General features: G+C 71.2%; 19 protein-coding genes. 11 read left to right on the top strand and 8 right to left on the bottom strand.

Going from position 1 to position 16,837, the window contains the following annotated elements; genetic code table 11:
• Positions 1 to 95: 95 nt before the first annotated feature.
• Positions 96 to 1,112, top strand: coding sequence for an NADP-dependent oxidoreductase (locus ACGFMK_RS03895; RefSeq protein ID WP_392758188.1), 1,017 nt, complete (start codon positions 96 to 98; stop codon positions 1,110 to 1,112).
• A 13-nt stretch (positions 1,113 to 1,125) separates the two neighbouring features.
• On the opposite strand, the gene ACGFMK_RS03900 is transcribed toward ACGFMK_RS03895, so the two are convergent.
• Positions 1,126 to 1,767 (bottom strand): haloacid dehalogenase type II, encoded by a 642-nt coding sequence (locus ACGFMK_RS03900; RefSeq protein WP_392758190.1) that lies wholly within the window; start codon positions 1,765 to 1,767, stop codon positions 1,126 to 1,128.
• Between the two features lie 137 nt (positions 1,768 to 1,904).
• Complete coding sequence (locus ACGFMK_RS03905) at positions 1,905 to 2,507, bottom strand: TetR/AcrR family transcriptional regulator (protein WP_392758191.1); 603 nt, start codon at positions 2,505 to 2,507, stop codon at positions 1,905 to 1,907.
• A gap of 91 nt (positions 2,508 to 2,598) precedes the next feature.
• Here ACGFMK_RS03905 and ACGFMK_RS03910 point away from each other — a divergent pair, with 91 nt between their 5' ends.
• On the top strand, positions 2,599 to 3,648 hold the full coding sequence (locus ACGFMK_RS03910) for an NAD(P)-dependent alcohol dehydrogenase (RefSeq protein ID WP_392758192.1): 1,050 nt from the start codon (positions 2,599 to 2,601) through the stop codon (positions 3,646 to 3,648).
• Between the two features lie 20 nt (positions 3,649 to 3,668).
• On the opposite strand, the gene purU is transcribed toward ACGFMK_RS03910, so the two are convergent.
• From purU to ACGFMK_RS03935, 5 genes are all read right to left on the bottom strand, one after another.
• A complete protein-coding gene (purU, locus tag ACGFMK_RS03915; RefSeq protein ID WP_392758194.1) occupies positions 3,669 to 4,535 on the bottom strand; it encodes a formyltetrahydrofolate deformylase in 867 nt (288 codons plus the stop codon).
• Positions 4,536 to 4,560: 25 nt separating this feature from the next.
• A complete protein-coding gene (locus tag ACGFMK_RS03920; RefSeq protein WP_392758195.1) occupies positions 4,561 to 5,178 on the bottom strand; it encodes a maleylpyruvate isomerase family mycothiol-dependent enzyme in 618 nt (205 codons plus the stop codon).
• Entirely contained in the window at positions 5,075 to 5,776 is a 702-nt protein-coding gene (locus ACGFMK_RS03925; RefSeq protein WP_392758197.1) for a DedA family protein, read from the bottom strand. The genes ACGFMK_RS03920 and ACGFMK_RS03925 overlap by 104 nt, the downstream gene beginning before the upstream one ends.
• 69 nt (positions 5,777 to 5,845) lie before the next feature.
• Positions 5,846 to 6,652: a class I SAM-dependent methyltransferase gene (locus ACGFMK_RS03930; RefSeq protein WP_392758199.1), complete on the bottom strand. Its 807-nt coding sequence runs from the start codon at positions 6,650 to 6,652 to the stop codon at positions 5,846 to 5,848.
• On the bottom strand, positions 6,631 to 7,131 hold the full coding sequence (locus ACGFMK_RS03935; RefSeq protein ID WP_392758201.1) for a DUF2505 domain-containing protein: 501 nt from the start codon (positions 7,129 to 7,131) through the stop codon (positions 6,631 to 6,633). Before ACGFMK_RS03935 ends, ACGFMK_RS03930 begins: the two co-directional genes overlap by 22 nt.
• 24 nt (positions 7,132 to 7,155) lie before the next feature.
• Here ACGFMK_RS03935 and ACGFMK_RS03940 point away from each other — a divergent pair, with 24 nt between their 5' ends.
• The 8 genes from ACGFMK_RS03940 to ACGFMK_RS03975 all read left to right on the top strand — a co-directional run bounded on the left by ACGFMK_RS03940 (position 7,156) and on the right by ACGFMK_RS03975 (position 15,004).
• Complete coding sequence (locus tag ACGFMK_RS03940; RefSeq protein WP_392758202.1) at positions 7,156 to 8,211, top strand: UDP-N-acetylmuramate dehydrogenase; 1,056 nt, start codon at positions 7,156 to 7,158, stop codon at positions 8,209 to 8,211.
• 161 nt (positions 8,212 to 8,372) lie between these two features.
• Positions 8,373 to 9,554 carry an Ig-like domain-containing protein gene (locus ACGFMK_RS03945; RefSeq protein ID WP_392758203.1) on the top strand — a complete coding sequence of 394 codons (1,182 nt, stop codon included), beginning with the start codon at positions 8,373 to 8,375 and terminating at the stop codon, positions 9,552 to 9,554.
• A 3-nt stretch (positions 9,555 to 9,557) separates the two neighbouring features.
• Positions 9,558 to 10,373 carry an alpha/beta fold hydrolase gene (locus tag ACGFMK_RS03950; RefSeq protein WP_392758205.1) on the top strand — a complete coding sequence of 272 codons (816 nt, stop codon included), beginning with the start codon at positions 9,558 to 9,560 and terminating at the stop codon, positions 10,371 to 10,373.
• A gap of 21 nt (positions 10,374 to 10,394) precedes the next feature.
• Entirely contained in the window at positions 10,395 to 11,699 is a 1,305-nt protein-coding gene (mshA, locus tag ACGFMK_RS03955; RefSeq protein ID WP_392758206.1) for a D-inositol-3-phosphate glycosyltransferase, read from the top strand.
• Positions 11,696 to 12,208 (top strand): YbjN domain-containing protein, encoded by a 513-nt coding sequence (locus ACGFMK_RS03960; RefSeq protein ID WP_392758208.1) that lies wholly within the window; start codon positions 11,696 to 11,698, stop codon positions 12,206 to 12,208. Before mshA ends, ACGFMK_RS03960 begins: the two co-directional genes overlap by 4 nt.
• 69 nt (positions 12,209 to 12,277) lie before the next feature.
• A complete protein-coding gene (locus ACGFMK_RS03965; RefSeq protein WP_392758209.1) occupies positions 12,278 to 13,168 on the top strand; it encodes a DUF4349 domain-containing protein in 891 nt (296 codons plus the stop codon).
• A gap of 422 nt (positions 13,169 to 13,590) precedes the next feature.
• Complete coding sequence (locus tag ACGFMK_RS03970; RefSeq protein ID WP_392758210.1) at positions 13,591 to 14,340, top strand: phosphoglyceromutase; 750 nt, start codon at positions 13,591 to 13,593, stop codon at positions 14,338 to 14,340.
• A gap of 271 nt (positions 14,341 to 14,611) precedes the next feature.
• Entirely contained in the window at positions 14,612 to 15,004 is a 393-nt protein-coding gene (locus tag ACGFMK_RS03975; RefSeq protein WP_392758212.1) for a hypothetical protein, read from the top strand.
• 163 nt (positions 15,005 to 15,167) lie between these two features.
• Here ACGFMK_RS03975 and ACGFMK_RS03980 read toward each other — a convergent pair whose 3' ends face one another.
• Positions 15,168 to 15,806, bottom strand: a complete 639-nt coding sequence (locus ACGFMK_RS03980) for a DNA-binding response regulator (protein ID WP_392758214.1) — start codon at positions 15,804 to 15,806, stop codon at positions 15,168 to 15,170.
• Between the two features lie 66 nt (positions 15,807 to 15,872).
• On the opposite strand from ACGFMK_RS03980, the gene ACGFMK_RS03985 reads away from it, so the two are divergent.
• On the top strand, positions 15,873 to 16,742 hold the full coding sequence (locus tag ACGFMK_RS03985; protein WP_392758216.1) for an oxidoreductase: 870 nt from the start codon (positions 15,873 to 15,875) through the stop codon (positions 16,740 to 16,742).
• Positions 16,743 to 16,837 lie beyond the last annotated feature (95 nt).

Here is a 16,837-nt window from a genome sequence, read left to right on the forward strand (position 1 = left end):
GTCACAATCGGAATGCGCGCCCCGGTTACCCGGTTGTACCGGGAGAAATCCGGGGCGCCTGCCCCGCTTGACGTCTCGACCTTAGGAGTTCGACGGTGAACGCACCCGCCCAGGCGACCGAGATCCGGCTCGCTTCCCGTCCGCACGGTGTCCCCACGGACGAGAACTTCGCCATCGTGGACACCGAGATCCCCAGCCCGGGCGAGGGCCAGATCCTGGTGCGCAACCTGATCATGAGCGTCGACCCCGCGATGCGCGGGCGCATGCGCGACGTGAAGTCGTACGCGCCGCCCTTCGAGGTCGGCGAAGTGATGTCCGGCGGCGCGGTCGGTGAGGTCGTCGAGTCGAACGTCGACGACGTGAAGCCCGGTGACCACGTGCTGCACCAGGCCGGCTGGCGGACCCACGCCGTGCTCGACGCCAAGCGCTTCGTGAAGGTGGACGCCTCCGCCGCGCCGCTGTCGACCTACCTCGGTGTGCTCGGCATGCCGGGCCTGACCGCGTACGCGGGGCTGCTGGAGTCCGCCGAGTTCAAGCCGGGTGACACGGTGTTCGTCTCCGGTGCGGCCGGCGCGGTCGGCTCGCTGGTCGGGCAGCTCGCGAAGCTCAAGGGCGCCAAGCGCGTCATCGGCTCGGCGGGGTCGGCGGAGAAGGTCCGGCACCTGGTCGAGGACCTCGGCTTCGACGCCGCGTTCAACTACAAGGACGGGCCGGTCGCCGAGCAGCTGCACGAGGCGGCGCCGGAGGGCATCGACGTCTACTTCGACAACGTCGGCGGTGAGCACCTCGAAGCCGCGATCGACGCGATCACCCTGCACGGCCGGATTGCGGTGTGCGGGATGATCTCCCAGTACAACGCCACCGAGCCGACGCCGGCCCCGCGCAACCTTTCGCAGATCATCGCCAAGCGGCTCACCATCCGCGGCCTGCTCGTGCTCGACCACTGGGGCCTGCAGCAGCAGTTCGTCAGCGAGATCGCGCCGCTGGTCAACTCCGGCGAGATCAAGTACTCGGAGACCTTCGTCGACGGGATCCGCAACGCGCCGGAGGCCTTCCTGGGCCTGCTGTCCGGGGCGAACACCGGCAAGATGCTGGTCCGGATCGCCGAGTAAACCAGCCGGGTAACTAACCCAGCAGGTCGGCCAGCTCCGGCAGGGTCGACGCGGTGTAGGTGGGCGCGGGCGAGCCGGGCAGCGGGCGGACGCCGGGGCGGGTCAGCAACGCCGTCCGCAGGCCCGCTGCCTGCGCGCCCGCGATGTCCCAGTCGTGCGCGGCGACCATCACCGCGTCGCCCGGCTGGAGTGCGTACGCGTCGAGGACCTGCCGGTACGGCTCCGGCGCGGGCTTGAGCCGGCCGGCCTGCTCGGCCGAGAAGATCCGGTCGAGCAGCGGGGCCAGCCCGGAGTTCTGCAGCTGCGCCTCGGCCGTGGCGAGCGGCGAGTTCGTCAGGGCGACGACGTCGTGGCCGGCTTCGCGCAGCTTCGTCAGGCCCGCCACGACGTCCGGGTGGGCCGGGAGCGAGCGCAGGCCGTCGCCGATCGCGGTGAGCTCGTCCGGGGTCAGCTCCCGGCCGTGGCGGGCGGCGACCTCGACGGCGGCCTGGCCGGCGATGCCCGCGAAGTCGCGGTAGCCACCGGACGCCGTCACGGTCAGGACCGTGTGGATGGCCAGCCCGAACCACTCGCGCCGCAGCGCGGGGCTGCCGATGGTCTCGTCGAGCGCGGCGAGGTCGAGCAGGGTCTCGTTGACGTCGAAGACGCACAGCATGGGTTCAGTATTGCTTGGTCCCGGGATCCCTCGTTGAGCCGCGCGTCCTGACGGCAGCGTCGAGCGGCTGGCTCCCATAGCGAAGACCGCAGGAACGCCTTTTGTTGCCCGGCCGATCCGCGAGCACCAGCACCGAGCTAGCCCAGAGCCCGGCCCGCGATCGCGATTCGCGCGGCCTCCGTGGACTTCGCCACGACCTGGTCCACCGAATAGCCCTGCTTCGAGAAGATGCCGTCGAGCTGGAACGTGCCGTACCCGTGCGCCTGGGTGAACAGCTGCTCCATCAGCTCCAGCCCGGTCGGCGGGTCGGGCGCGACGGTCAGGCACAGCACCAGGAACTGGTCGGTCAGCCGGCGCGTCTGCTCGTGCAGCTCCGCGTGGTCCGGACCCTGGAGGCCGTCGGCGTAGATGACGTTCATCCCGGCGCGCCGCTCGATCAGGTACCGCGTGTAGGCGCCGGCCGCCGCGGCCAGGGCGTCGGCGGGGTCGTCGTGGGCGGTGGTCGCTTCCGAGACGCGGTCGGCGAGCTGGCAGGCGACGTGGCACGCGACCTCGGCGAGCAGGCTCTCCCGCGTCGCGAAGTGGCGGTACGGCGCGCCCGGGCTGACCTGCGCCCGCTTCGCCACCTGCGCCACGGAGAACCCGGCGAGCCCCTGCTCGGCGATCAGGTCGAGGGAGACGCGCACGAGCTCGGCCCGGAGATCACCGTGGTGGTACTTGCCGCCCATGACCTGGATCACATCTCTCGCTCGAAATATGTAAGACCCCTCTTACGTAGACCATGTAAGAGACCTCTTACGAGGACAACGGTACTTGAACTTGGAGGGTTCCATGAGCACGACCACGCACGCCATCGCCGCACCGGCGCCGGGTGCGCCGCTCGCGCCGACCACGATCGAGCGCCGTGACCTGCGCGCCAACGACGTACTGATCGACATCGCCTTCGCCGGCATCTGCCACAGCGACATCCACCAGGCCAAGGAGGACTGGGGCCAGGCCATCTTCCCGATGGTCCCCGGTCACGAGATCGCCGGCGTGGTCGCCGCGGTCGGCTCGGACGTCACGAAGTACCAGGTCGGCGACCGCGTCGGTGTCGGCTGCATGGTCGACTCCTGCGGTGAGTGCGAGTACTGCCAGGCCGGCACCGAGCAGTTCTGCGTCAAGGGCAACGTCCAGACGTACAACGGCGTCGGCTTCGACGGCGAGAACACCTACGGCGGCTACAGCAACCAGATCGTCGTGAAGGACGCCTTCGTCTGCGGCATCCCGGAAGGCATCGACCTCGACGTGGCCGCGCCGCTGCTGTGCGCGGGCATCACCACCTACTCGCCCCTGCACCACTGGGGTGCCGGCCCCGGCAAGAAGGTCGCCGTGATCGGCCTCGGCGGGCTCGGGCACATGGGTGTCAAGATCGCCGCCGCGATGGGCGCCGAGGTGACGGTGCTGAGCCAGAGCCTCAAGAAGCAGGAGGACGGCCTCAAGCTCGGCGCGACCGACTACTACGCGACCAGTGACGAGTCGACGTTCGACGTCCTCAAGGGCAAGTTCGACGTCATCCTCAACACCGTGTCGGCCAAGCTGCCGATCGACGCCTACCTCGGCCTGCTGAAGGTCGGCGGCGCGATGGTGAACGTCGGCGCGCCCGGCGAGCCGCTGAACTACAACGCCTTCTCGCTGCTGGGCGGCAACAAGGTGCTGGCCGGGTCGATGATCGGCGGCATCGCCGAGACCCAGGAGATGCTCGAGTTCTGCGCCGAGCACGGCATCGGCGCCGAGATCGAGACCATCTCGGCCGACAAGGTCAACGAGGCCTACGAGCGCGTCGAGAACTCCGACGTGCGCTACCGGTTCGTCATCGACGCCTCGACCATCGGGGCGTGACGGCCGAGCACGGCAACCGGTCAGAACACCACGGTCCGGTTGCCGTGCACCAGCACCCGGTTCTCCAGGTGCCACCGCAGGCCGCGCGCGAGGGTGACCTTCTCGATGTCGCGGCCCTTGCGGACCATGTCCTCGACCGAGTCGCCGTGGTCCACGCGGATCACGTCCTGGTCGATGATCGGCCCCGCGTCCAGGTCCGCGGTGACGTAGTGGCAGGTCGCGCCGACCAGCTTCACACCGCGGGTGTGCGCCTGGTGGTACGGCTTCGCGCCGACGAACGACGGCAGGAAGCTGTGGTGGATGTTGATCGCCCGGCCGGCCCAGTCGCGGCACAGTTCGGCGGGCAGGATCTGCATGAACCGGGCGAGGACGACCGCGTGCGGGTCGTGCTCGTCGACCAGCTTGCGCACCTGCTCGAACGCCGTGGCCTTGTCGCCGGCCGGGAACGGCACGTGGTGGAACGGGATGCCGTGCGCGCGGGTGATGTCGGCGAGCGACTCGTGGTTGCCGATCACCGCCGCGATGTCGACGTCGAGCTCGCCGGACGCGACCCGGCCGAGCAGGTCGTACAGGCAGTGCCCGGCCTTCGAGACCAGCACGACCGCGCGGCGCCGCTCACCGGTGTCGCTGACCTGCCAGCTCGAGTCCGCGGACAGGTCCGCGGCCACCTCGGCGAACCGGGCGCGCAGCCCGGCGGCGTCGAACGGCAGCGAGTCCGCGCGGACGACCTGGCGGGTGAAGAACCAGCCGGTGTCCGGGTCGGTGTGGTAGGCCGCCTCGACGATCCAGCCGCCGTGCTCGGCGAGGAACCCGGAGATCCGGGCGATGATGCCGGTGCGGTCGGGGCAGCCGAAGGTGATGACGAAGCGGCGTTCGGGAGCGGTCACGCCGGATATTGTCCCCCGCCGTTCTTCAGGGTGCCGCCAGTGGTTCGAGGTCACCGGTGACGGACGCCTGGTGCGGACGGCCCCACAGCGCCCGGTAGACGTCGTCGGCGGCGCCGGAGACCTCGGCGTTCGGCTCGCCGAACGCCCACGTGCGCTCCGGCGTGGTGACGCGCACGTCGGCCGTGATGCCCCGGCGCGGGGTGAGGAACGTCAGGAACTCGTCGATACCGTCGTTCGCGAACTCCGGCGAGAACCGCGTCGGCGGGACGTCGTCCAGCGCGGATTCGGCGTCGAGGCGGTGGATCGCCGTCTCGTGGGCCATCCGCCGCGTCCAGTCGCCGACCGTCACCTCGAAGCCCGGGTACGGCGAGAACGCCGGGGTTTCCGGGGCCTGGCCGAAGGCTTCGCGCATGGCCAGGCGCTGGCCGTCCCACCAACCCAGCAGATCGGCCCAGTCGTCGGGCGGCACCGGCTTCACCGGCCGGTTCACGGCCAGGCTGACCGCGAGGCCGTGCACGAACCCGATGTGCGCGACCAGGTCACTTACTGTCCACTTCGGACAGTTCCGGACCGGCGCCGTCGGCCCGGCTTTCAGCGCCGCCCGTTTCAGCGCGTCCGCGTGGATGTCGATCGCTTCCCGCATGGGCCGACCGTAGCCGCCGCCCGGCCTCGATCGCGACCACCAGTCCGAGGCCGAGGGTGAACGACAGCAACAGGCCCTTCACCGGGTCGTCGGCGAACGTGACGCCGCCGGCGAGGCCGATCAGCACGCTGTAGACCGCCCAGATCGACGCGCCCGCGGCGTCCAGCAGCACGAACCGCAGCGGCGGGTAACCGAGGCTGCCGTTGGCGAGGGCGCTGGCGACACGTCCGCCGGGCAGGTAGCGGGCGGCGATGATCAGCAGGCCGCCGTTGCGCCGCACCTGCTCGCGCGCCCACTCGTACCGGCGCCGCCCGTTCTCCCCGCGCTGCAGCCGCTCGACGGCCCGCGGCCCGGCGGTGCGCCCGACGGCGTACCCGAGGCAGTCGCCGGCCCACGCCCCGCCGGCCGCGACGGCGGCGAGCAGCCCCAGCTGCGCCGGATCCGGCCCGAGCAGCACGGCGACGGTGACCACGGTCGTCTCGCTCGGCATGAACGGCAGCAGCGCGTCCAACCCGGACACGGCGAAGACGAGCACCCACAGCCACGGCGAGCCCAGCGCGCCGCGCAGCAGCTCGGTGACGTGCCCCAGGAGTTCCACGGCTCAATGGTGATCACCGCAGGTCACCTACGGGTGACGCAGCGGGGTGCGGCCGGTGAACAAGCAGTTCTAGGGGGCGATCGGGGCGACGGCGGCCCACGGCACGCTCAGCTCGCCGAGCCGGACACGCCCGGGCGGGCCCAGCACCGGCCAGCCGCGGGAACCCAGCAGCCGCACCGTCTCCAGCCAGCGGGAGCGGGCGCCGAACGCCTGGTGCGGGGCCGCGGCCGCCCAGCAGGCGTCCAGCGTGGACAGCAGCTCGTGGACGCGCTCACCCGGGACGTTCCGGTGGATCAGCGCCTTCGGCAGCCGCTCGGCCACCGTCGACGGCCGGTCCAGACCGGCGAGCCGCACCGACAGGGTCAGCGAGACCGGGCCGTCGCGGGACACCAGGACCCACGTCGACAGGCGGCCGATCTCGTCGCACGTGCCCTCGACCAAGAGCCCTTCAGGGGGCATCGACTCCAGCATCAGCTGCCACGCGCCCGCGACCTCGTGCTCCGCGTACTGGCGCAGCACGTTGAACGCCCGGACGAGCACCGGGCGCGTGCCGGCCAGCTCGAAGCCGCCGCGGCGGAAGTCCAGGAGCGGCGGCGACGCGGCGGGCTGCGCGGCGGCGACCCGCGCAGCGTCCAGCTCCAGGCCCAGCACCCGGACGTCGGGGCGGACCCGGCGCAGCCAGCGGGCCAGCTCCACCGTGGTCACCGGGGACGCGCCGTAACCGAGGTCGACGACCAGGGGATCCGCGGCCGCGCGCAGCAAGCGGGTCGTCGGGGGCGCGGTGGCGATCCACCGGTCGACCCGGCGCAGGCGGTTGGGGTTGGTCGTTCCTCTGGTCGGCGCGCCGACCGGGCTCAGGCGGCGTCGGCCAGCCACTTCGCGGAGAATTCGGCTTCGCGGTCCAGCAGTTTGGTGACTTGTTCGGCGATCACGCTCTCCAGCTTCGCGCCGAACAACGGGATCCGCACGACCACCTCGCCGCTCGTCCGCAGCACCGTCTTGCCGCCGTCGGCCAGCAGGGCCGTCCGCGCGGTGATCTCACCCGGGACGCCGCCGACCTCGACCGACGCCTTGCCCTGGTACTCCGCGCCGGAGGGCTGCCAGATCTGCGTGCGGGTCACCATCAGGTCGCCCTTGTGCAGCGTCCGGACCGCCTGCGGCAGCTTGTCGGCGCTGATGCCCTGCCGCAGCTGGTAGCGCAGGCCCTTCTCGGAGACCTCGTACGCGAGCAGCGCCGCGCCGTGGCCGCCGAGCTCGTCCAGGCGTGCCCGCAGTGCTTCTTCACCGGCCACCGCGGGGTACACGGCGGCGACATCGGCGGCGAAGTCAGCACGGTGCTCGATCCGGGATCCCATGAGCCGGACAGTACCGTCAGACGCGTGAACTCCGCCCGTACTCCCGCACTCCCGAAGCTCTCGGCGTACACCACGCTGCGCCTCGGCGGCCCGGCTCGCCGGTTCGTCAGCGCCGTGACCAGCGAAGACCTCGTCGCGGCAGTCCGCGAGGCCGACGCGGCGGGCGAGCCGGTGCTGCTGCTCGGCGGCGGCTCCAACCTGGTGGTCGGCGACGCGGGCTTCGACGGCACGCTGGTCGAGGTGGCGAACACCGGCTGGCGGCGTGACGGGAACGTCGTGGAGGTCGAGGCCGGCCAGAACTGGGACGCCTTCGTCGCCGGTCTGGTCGACGCCGGCCTGGGCGGGCTCGAATGCCTCTCCGGCATCCCGGGCAGCGTCGGCGCGACGCCGATCCAGAACGTCGGCGCGTACGGCTGCGAGGTCGCCGAGTCGATCGTCTCCCTGGAGCTGTACGACCGCGTGACGCGCGAAGTGCGCACGCTCAAGGCCGACGACCTCGGCTTCGCCTACCGCACCAGCATCCTCAAGGGCACCGACACCGGCGTGGTGCTCTCGGTCCGCTTCGAGATCCGCGAAGACGGCCTCTCCGCGCCGATCCGCTACGCCGAACTCGCGCGCACGCTCGGTGTCGAGATCGGCGAGCGCGTCCCGGCGGCCGACGCGCGCGACGCCGTGCTCGGGCTGCGTCGCGGCAAGGGCATGGTGCTCGACCCCGACGACCACGACACGTGGAGCGCGGGCTCGTTCTTCACCAACCCGATCGTCCCGGCCGCCGACGCCGAAGCGGTCCTGAAGCGGATCACGGACCGCGTCGAGGGGACCGTCCCGCAGTACCCGGCCGACGGCGGCGTCAAGCTGTCCGCGGCCTGGCTGATCGAGCGCGCCGGCTTCGCCAAGGGTTACCCCGGGCCGGGGAACCGCGTCTCGCTGTCGACGAAGCACACGCTCGCGCTGACCAACCGCGGCGAGGCGACGACGGCGGACCTGCTCGCGCTGGCCCGCGAGGTCCGCGACGGCGTGTACGAGCGGTTCGGCGTCCGGCTGCACCCCGAGCCGCTCCTGATCAACTGCGTCATTTGAGCCGAAACGGGCAACCTGGACGTGTCACGGACGTCTTTGTCGACAACGGTGATATCCACCTGATCGGATGGTCTTTACCTTTCGACAGGTAACGTCGGGCCCGTAACCAGCGCTAAGGGTGCGTTGAGCCGCTGGTCAGTGGGGGAACTCGGGAGGAATACGTGATCGAACGGCGCTTGGTCTTCAAGGCGGCTCTCGCGGCCGGGGCCGCGGTGGTCGTCGCGGCGTGTTCGGGCACGAACGACGGCACCGCGCTGCCCACCGGCGCCGCGAACGCCGACGGCGAGGGTGGCGGCGCGCAGCCGGTGGCGAAGATCACGGCCGAGCCGGCCGTCGACGCCAAGGACGCCTCCGTGCTCAAGCCGGTCGTGATCAAGGTCGCGGACGGCAAGCTCACCGAGTGCAAGGTCACCGCCGACGGCGGCAAGGACGTCAAGGGCGACACCGCGCCCGACGGCCTCAGCTGGACCAGTTCCGAGCCGCTCGGTTACGGCAAGAAGTACACCTATGCGGCCAAGGCCACCGGCAGCGACGGCAAGCCGGTCGAGTTCACCGGCACGTTCAGCACGGTCAGCCCGGCCAAGCAGGTCCGCGCCACGCTGAACCCGGCCGACAACCAGCAGGTCGGCGTGGCCATGCCGATCAGCGTCAAGTTCGCTTCGCCGGTCAAGGACCGCGCGGCCGTCGAGAAGGCCCTGTCCGTGAAGACGGACAAGAACGTCGAAGGCGCCTGGGGCTGGCTGTCCGACAGCCAGGTCGACTACCGGCCGAAGGAGTACTGGCCGCAGAACATCACGGTGAGCGTCGAGGCGAAGCTGTACGGCGTCGAGCTGGGCGGCGGCGCGTACGGCAAGGCCGACGTCACCACGAAGTTCAAGATCGGCCGCAATCAGGTGGTCAAGGTCAACACCCCGGACCACCAGATGCGCGTCTACCGCGGCGGTTCCCAGGTCAAGAGCTACCCGTGCGCGAACGGGCTGGACGCCGAGGTCGACCGCAACACCCCGAACGGCACCTACATCGTGATGAGCAAGGAGCCGACGGCGGTCTTCGACAACGCCCGCTACGGCTACACGAACGTCAACAAGAAGTGGGCCTGCCGGTTCTCCAACCACGGCGAGTACATCCACGAGAACCAGGACAACGCGGCCAACATCGGGAAGACCAACAACTCCCACGGCTGTGTCAACCTGCTCGAGGCCGACGCCAAGGACTACTTCGACTCGGCGCTGGTCGGCGACCCGGTCGAGATCACCGGCTCCAAGCTGGGCGCGCCGATGGCCTCGGACGTCAAGGACTGGAACTACTCCTGGTCGGCGTGGCAGGCGCTGGGCGCGAAGTAGCCGATGCGGACCGAAGTCGTCGGGCACGGCGGGACGCGGCTCGGCCTGCGGGTCGAGGGTGCCGGGAACAGCAGGCCGATCGTGTTCGTGCACGGCTGGGCGCAGTCGTCCGGCTGCTGGGCGGCGCAGCTGGCCGACCCGGCGCTGACCGAACGGTTCCGCCTGGTCGCGATGGACCTGCGCGGGCACGGCGCGTCCGACGTCCCCGCTGCCGGGTACGACGACCCGCTGGTCTGGGCCGACGACCTCGCCGCGGTGCTCGACTTCGCCGGCCCCGGCGCGATCGTCGTCGCCTGGTCGTACGGCGGCCTGGTGCTGGCCGACCACATCCGGATGCACGGCACCGCACGGCTGCGCGGCATCGTGCTCGTGGGCGCGATCACCGAGATCGGCCGCGACCGGCCGGGCGGGCGCGTCGGCCCGCTGATGCGCGAGCACATGCGGGCGATGCTTTCGGACGATCCGGACATCGCGGTCCCGGCCCTCACCGCTTTCAGCCGCGACATGGCTGGCGGCCCGGTGCCCGGAGCGCAGGTCCAGGCCCTGCTCGGGGCTTCTCTGAGCGTGCCCCCTTCGGTCCGCGCGGCCCTGTTCCGCCGGGACATCGGCGGTGACGAAGTGCTGGCCGCGATCGACAAACCCACCCTCGTCGTGCACGGTTCCCAGGACCGCGTGATCGACCCTTCGACGGCGGAGCACACGATCGGGAAGATTCCGGGTGCCACCGGGCGTTGGTTCCTTGACGGGGGGCATGCGCCCTTCGCCGAGACCGCGGACGAGTTCGACGCGGTGCTCCGCCAGTTCGCCGAGGAATGCTGACGTAACGCAGGAGACGACCAGGTGACCAGCTCCATCCGGGGGTTCCGTGCTGCGCCGCGCCGGGTAGCAGTGCTGTCCGTGCACACTTCGCCGCTCGAGCAGCCGGGGACCGGCGACGCGGGCGGGATGAACGTCTACGTCAGCCAGACGGCGGTCGAGATGGCCCGCCGCGGCGTCGAGGTCGAGGTGTTCACCCGCGCGACGGCGTCGGACCAGCCGCCGAAGGCCGAGCTGGCGCCGGGCGTGACCGTCCGGCACGTGCAGGCGGGCCCGTTCGAGCCGCTGAGCCGAGACGAGCTGCCCGCGCAGCTGTGCGCGTTCACCTCCGGCGTGCTGCGCATCGAGGCCTTCCACGAGCCCGGGTACTACGACCTCATCCACTCGCACTACTGGCTCTCGGGCCAGGTCGGCTGGCTCGCCCGCGACCGCTGGTCCGTGCCGCTGGTGCACACCGCGCACACCCTGGCCAAGGTGAAGAACGCCGCGCTCGCCGAGGGGGACAAGCCCGAGCCGCGTGTCCGCGTGATCGGCGAGGAGCAGGTGGTCGCGGAGGCGGACAGGCTGGTCGCCAACACCGCGGTCGAAGCGCGGCAGCTCATCGACCTCTACGGCGCCGCGCCGCACGCGGTGCACGCCGTGCCGCCGGGGGTCGACCTCGAACGCTTCACGCCGGGCTCGAAGGACGTCGCGCGCGCCGAGCTTGGCCTGCCCGGCGACGCCGTCGTGCTGGCCTTCGCCGGCCGGATCCAGCCGCTGAAGGCGCCGGACGTGCTGCTGTACGCGGCCGAGGCGCTGCTGCGACGGCGTCCCGAACTCGCGTCGAAGCTGGTCGTGCTGATCGTCGGCGGGCCGTCCGGCAGCGGCCTGGAGCAGCCGCAGGCGCTGCGCGAACTGGCCGTGTCGCTCGGCATCGAGGCGCAGGTGCGGTTCCTGCCGCCGCAGCCGGGACCGGCGCTGGCCCGGGTGTTCCGCGCGGCCGACGTCGTCGCGGTGCCCAGCTACAACGAGTCGTTCGGGCTGGTCGCGCTGGAGGCGCAGGCCTGCGGCACGCCGGTGGTCGCCGCCGAGGTCGGCGGACTGCCGGTCGCGGTGCCGCACGGCGTCTCCGGCCTCCTGGTGCCGGGGCACGGTGCCGAGGAGTGGGCGGACGCGCTCGCCGCGGTCGCGCTGCGCCCGGACCGGCTCGCGGAGCTCGGGGCCAACGCCGTCCTGCACGCGCGGCACTTCTCCTGGCGTCGTACGACGGACGCGCTGCTCGACATCTATGCTCAGGCCACCAGCGCGTTCCGGCACGCCCTGGATCTGCGCGAGGAGGTGGCGGTGTGAGTCTCGACGAGCTGATCAAGTCCACTTTGGACGACGCGGAGCTGAGCTACGACCGGCGTGGCCCGGGAAAGTACTTCGTCACCTTGCCCGGCACCAAGAAGCTGCAGACCAACGCGTGGCTCGTCGACGGCGACCACGCGTTCTCCGTCGAGGCGTTCGTCTGCCGGCGCCCCGACGAGTCCCATGAGGACGTTTACCGATTCCTGTTGCGGCGCAACGCGAAGCTCTACGGCGTGCACTACACAGTGGACAGTCTCGGGGACATCTACCTGGTCGGCCGGTTCGGCAAGGAAACGCTGAGCGCCGAGGAGCTCGACAAGGTGCTCGGCCAGGTCCTCGAGGCCGCCGACGGCGACTTCAACACGCTGCTGGAGATCGGCTTCGCGACGTCGATCAAGCGCGAGTGGGACTGGCGCGTCTCCCGCGGCGAGTCCCTGGCCAACCTCCAGGCGTTCAAGCACCTCGTCGAACCCTCGAAGCCGCACGAACCGGGCTTGACCGAGTCGTGACCCGGCCCGTGCAACGGGGCTGAACCGGACATCCGTCTCACCGCCAGTCGAACTGGAGGGAGACGCAGGATGCGGACTCGATGGAGAACCCTGCTCGCGGTCGCGGGGGTGGCGTTCGTGCTGGCCGGCTGCTCGGCGGAGAGCTCGTCGGCACCGTCCTCGGCGGACAGGGCCGGTGTCGGCCCCGCGCCGGCCGTTCCGCAGCAGGGCACCGGCGGCAACGGCAAGGTCGAGCAGAACAAGGGGCAGGTCCCCGCGCCGCAGGCCGGGGCGAGCGACCGCAAGCTGTCCCGCAGCGCGCGGCTCGACCTGACCGCCACGAAGGTCACCGACGTCGTCGCCCAGGCCCGCGGGATCGCGCAGGGCGCCGGCGGGTACACCGGGCAGGAGAGCACCGGCGAGGACTCCGCGACGCTCAGCCTGGCCGTGCCCGCCGACAAGCTGGACGGGGTGCTCGACCAGCTCTCGCACCTGGGTACCAGCCTGGTGAAGCGCGAGATGAACACCCAGGACGTCACCGAGCAGGTCGTCGACGTCGAAGCGCGGCTGGCGACCCAGCGGGCGTCCGTGGAGCGGATCCGCGCGCTGCTCGCGAAGGCGACTTCGGTGTCGGAGATCGCTTCGGTGGAAAGCGAGCTGACGAGTCGCGAAGCGACCCTCGAATCCCTCGAACAGCAACGGAATTCGCTCGCGGGCAGTGTCGCCATGTCGACCGTCTCGATGAGCATCCGGAGCGTGGCCGCGCCGCCGCCGGCCGCGGAAGACCACAGTGGATTCCTGGGTGGGCTGGCCGGCGGCTGGGACGCGTTCCTCGTCTTCGGCGGCGGCCTGCTGACCGTGCTGGGCGCGATCGCGCCGTTCCTGCTCGTCGTCGGCCCGCTCGCGTGGCTGGGCTGGTGGCTGAACCGGCGTCGCCGCGGTGCGCGTCCGGAGCCGGCGCCGGTGACGCCCGAGGCGTGAAGCGGGCAGGCGGGACGGCTCGAGGGAGGGGGGAGTCGCGATCTCGAGCCGCCCCGCTGAAGTTCCCGCCGATCAGGACCCGGTGACGAGGGGGGTGCCAACGGGGCCGGCGGGCCGCGGCTCGGCAGGGGGGAGACGAGCCGCGGTCAAAGCCCGAAACCGGCCGGGGAGTGCGTGGAATCCGGCCGCTCGGGACGTAGTCAACCTGTCAGAACTCGACCTGTAATCACAAGACTACACACTAGTCCGTTCGGGTGAAGTTTGCGCGGACCGATAACGCAGTGCAGCAAGTTGCACTGTTTTCACGCCTTGTTGGCACGCTGTCTCGTCATGGAGTGAAGGTGTTACTCGCAGGTAACACACTCTCTGTAGGGCGGCGGGTCACCAGTCGGCCCGCTGGTCCGTTCTGGCAGGCTAACGGCATGGCGGAACTTGGGACGTTGGTGCTGCTGCGTCACGGGCAGAGCACGTGGAACGCGGAAAACCTGTTCACCGGCTGGGTCGACGTACCGCTTTCGGAGCAGGGTGAAGGTGAAGCCCGCAGGGGCGGCCGGCTCCTGTCCGAGGCCGCGCTGCTGCCCGACGTGGTGCACACCTCGCTGCTGCGGCGCGCGATCTCGACCGCGAACATCGCGCTGGACGCCGCGGACCGGCACTGGATCCCGGTCAAGCGCGACTGGCGGCTCAACGAGCGCCACTACGGCGCGCTGCAGGGCAAGAACAAGAAGCAGACGCTGGACGAGTTCGGCGAGGAGCAGTTCATGCTCTGGCGCCGCTCGTACGACACCCCGCCGCCGGCGATCGACCCGAAGGACGAGTGGAGCCAGGCGGGCGACCCGCGGTACGCGAACCTCGGCGACAACGCGCCGCTGACCGAGTGCCTCAAGGACGTCGTCGCGCGGCTGCTGCCGTACTGGGAGTCCGAGATCGTGCCGGACCTGCGCGCGGGCAAGACCGTGCTGGTCGCCGCGCACGGCAACTCGCTGCGCGCGCTCGTCAAGCACCTCGACGGCATCTCGGACGCGGACATCGCCGGCCTGAACATCCCGACCGGCATCCCGCTGCGCTACGACCTCACCGACGACCTGAAGCCGGTGAAGGCGGGCGGCGAGTACCTCGACCCCGACGCCGCCAAGGAAGCCGCGGCCGCGGTCGCCAACCAGGGGCGCTGACCCACACTTCCGAAAAGCCGTGAAGGGCCGGTCGGCCGGCTTGCCGTCCGCGCCGGTCACCTTGAGCGTCGTGAAGAACAGCACGCCGGCCGTGCCACCGGTCAGAGCGGTGACCCCGGCCACCGGGTCCGGCCCGAGCGCGACCTTCGTGCCGCTCTTGCGGATCGCGTCGACGTAGGCCGCCTTCTTCGCGCGGTAGTCGCTCAGCAGCGGCCCGGCCGCGACCGCTTCGGCCCGGGCGTACGAGCCGTCCGGGTCGCCGCTGTCGGTCGTGAACAGCGCGCCCGTGACCGTGCGCGCCCCGGCCAGCGCCGCATCCCGCACGCCGGCGGGGCTGCCGTCGTCCGGGTGCGGGACCGGCGGCGGCTTCGCCGGGTTCACGGCCAGGTCGGAGAGCAGCCAGCGATGGTCGGTCTTCACCGCGGTGAGGGCGGCCGTGGCCAGGCCCTTCGAGGTCCCGTTGACCTGCTCCAGCACGGCCAGTTCCCGGATCCGGTCGCCGGTCAGCTCGATCGCCGCGTTCCGCACGACGCGCGTGGTCAGGTGGACCGGCTGCGGGCTCTTCCTGACCGCGTCGAACAGCGTCGCGAGCTGCTGCTTCGCGGCTCCGGCCACGTTCGCCGCGACGGACTGGTCGAACGCGGCCGGGTTCGCCGAGTCGTAGCTGAAGACCGCCTCGGCCGCCGTCTTCACCGCGTCGAGCGCGGCGGCCGTCCCGGGTCCGTCGACGACCGCGAGGTTGCCGTCGAGCGGCTTGGCCGTGCCGGAAACCGCCGTGGAGCACGCCGACGTGAGCAGGACCAGTACCAGCGCCGGCAGCGCTCGCCTCACAGAAGCCCGGCTTCGCGGGCCCGCGCTCCGGCCTGGAACCGCGACGACGCGCCGAGGAGCTCCATCAGCTCCGCCACCCGCCGCCGGTAGGTCCGCACGCCCACGCCGAGGGCCCGCGCCGCCGTCTCGTCCTTGCAGCCGGACGCCAGCTGCACGAGGATCTCGCGCGCGCCCAGCTCGGCGAACCGGGCCTGGTAGGACTCGAGGTCGGTGCCGCCGGCCCAGGCCGCCTCGAACAACGACTGGATGCCCTGGACCAGCTCCGGGCTGCTGACGACGGTGTAGCTGCGGACGCCGCCGACGTTGTCGCCGGCCACGATCGCGATCCGGCGGTCCAGCAGGATCGTCTCGTTGACCTCGCGCTCGGTGATCCGGATGCGGGCGCCCTGCGTGGCCATGAACCGCAGGTGCTCGGCCAGCTTCGGGTCGAACAGCACGCCGGGCAGGTACATCTTGCGGACGTTCATGTCACGCACCGCCCGCTCCCGCTCGGGCATGCTCGGGTGCGCCACCGACCAGGTGTGCAGGTCGCGGGCCGCGCACGAAACCTCCGTCGCGGCCGCGAACAGGTGGGCCGTCCGCTCGAACAGCTCGGCCTCACCGCGCACCACGACGACGTCACTGACTCTCTCCACGCATTCCAGTCTGGCAGCAAATTGCCAAAACCGGTGGTGGCGAGTCCGCCCGGCGAAGCTGGAGCCATGACCACGAACACCCTTCCCGCCGCCGCGGCGGGCACCTGGAAGCTCGGCTCCTTCGAAGTCAACCGGCTCGGCTACGGCGCGATGCGCCTGATGTCCACTTCGGACGGCGGCGTCCGCGACCGCGAGACGTCCATCGCGGTCCTCCGCCGCGCCGTCGAGCTCGGCGTCAACCACATCGACACCGCGGTGTTCTACTTCGCCGGCCCGCGTTCGGCGAACGAGCTCATCAACAGCGCCCTGTGGCCGTACGACGACCTGACGATCACCACCAAGGTCGGCCCGGGCCGCGATTTCACCGGCGCGTTCTACACCGCGCGTCCGGAGCAGCTGCGGGCCCAGGTCGAGGAGAACCTCCGCGAGCTGGGTCTGGACCACCTCGACGTCGCGAACTACCGGATCGGCCAAGGCCTCGACCGCGGCGACGGCTCCCTCGCCGACGGGTTCGGCGCGCTCGCCGAACTGCGCGAGGAGGGGTTGATCCGCGAACTCGGCATCTCCAACGTCGGCCCGGAACACCTCGCCGAAGCACTGGCGATCGCGCCGGTCGTCTGCGTCCAGAACCAGTACGGCCTCACCGCGCGCCGGGAGGACGACGAGATCGTCCGGATGTGCGGCGAGCGCGGCATCGCCTTCGTGCCGTTCTTCGCCGTCGCCAGCGGAACGGGTGAGGACGCGCGGGTCGCGGAGGTCGCGAAGCGCCACGACGCCACCCCGGCGCAGATCCGGCTCGCGTGGACGCTGCACCAGGGCCCGCACGTGCTCGCCATCCCGGGCACGGGTGATCTCGCGCACCTCGAGCAGAACGTCGCCGCGGCGGCGCTGGTGCTCACGGAAGACGATCTGGCGACACTCGAACGAGAGCACTGATTCACCCGGAATGTCTCGCTCGGGAATCGGCCGGGTGAACGCGGGCTGACACCGCGGCGAACAAGTCGTCGCCAGGTGTCGCGGTGCTCACGACA

Source organism: Amycolatopsis sp. NPDC049252 (assembly GCF_043197175.1).
Taxonomy (GTDB): Bacteria; Actinomycetota; Actinomycetes; order Mycobacteriales; family Pseudonocardiaceae; genus Amycolatopsis.

Coding starts and splice junctions, on each gene's coding strand:
- ACGFMK_RS03920 (WP_392758195.1), bottom strand. CDS start 5,178: ATGCGGGAAGCGATCGACATCCACGCGGACGCGCTGAAACGGGCGGCG.
- ACGFMK_RS03965 (WP_392758209.1), top strand. CDS start 12,278: ATGCGGACTCGATGGAGAACCCTGCTCGCGGTCGCGGGGGTGGCGTTC.
- ACGFMK_RS03910 (WP_392758192.1), top strand. CDS start 2,599: ATGAGCACGACCACGCACGCCATCGCCGCACCGGCGCCGGGTGCGCCG.
- ACGFMK_RS03985 (WP_392758216.1), top strand. CDS start 15,873: ATGACCACGAACACCCTTCCCGCCGCCGCGGCGGGCACCTGGAAGCTC.
- ACGFMK_RS03935 (WP_392758201.1), bottom strand. CDS start 7,131: ATGGGATCCCGGATCGAGCACCGTGCTGACTTCGCCGCCGATGTCGCC.
- ACGFMK_RS03970 (WP_392758210.1), top strand. CDS start 13,591: ATGGCGGAACTTGGGACGTTGGTGCTGCTGCGTCACGGGCAGAGCACG.
- ACGFMK_RS03950 (WP_392758205.1), top strand. CDS start 9,558: ATGCGGACCGAAGTCGTCGGGCACGGCGGGACGCGGCTCGGCCTGCGG.
- ACGFMK_RS03900 (WP_392758190.1), bottom strand. CDS start 1,767: ATGCTGTGCGTCTTCGACGTCAACGAGACCCTGCTCGACCTCGCCGCG.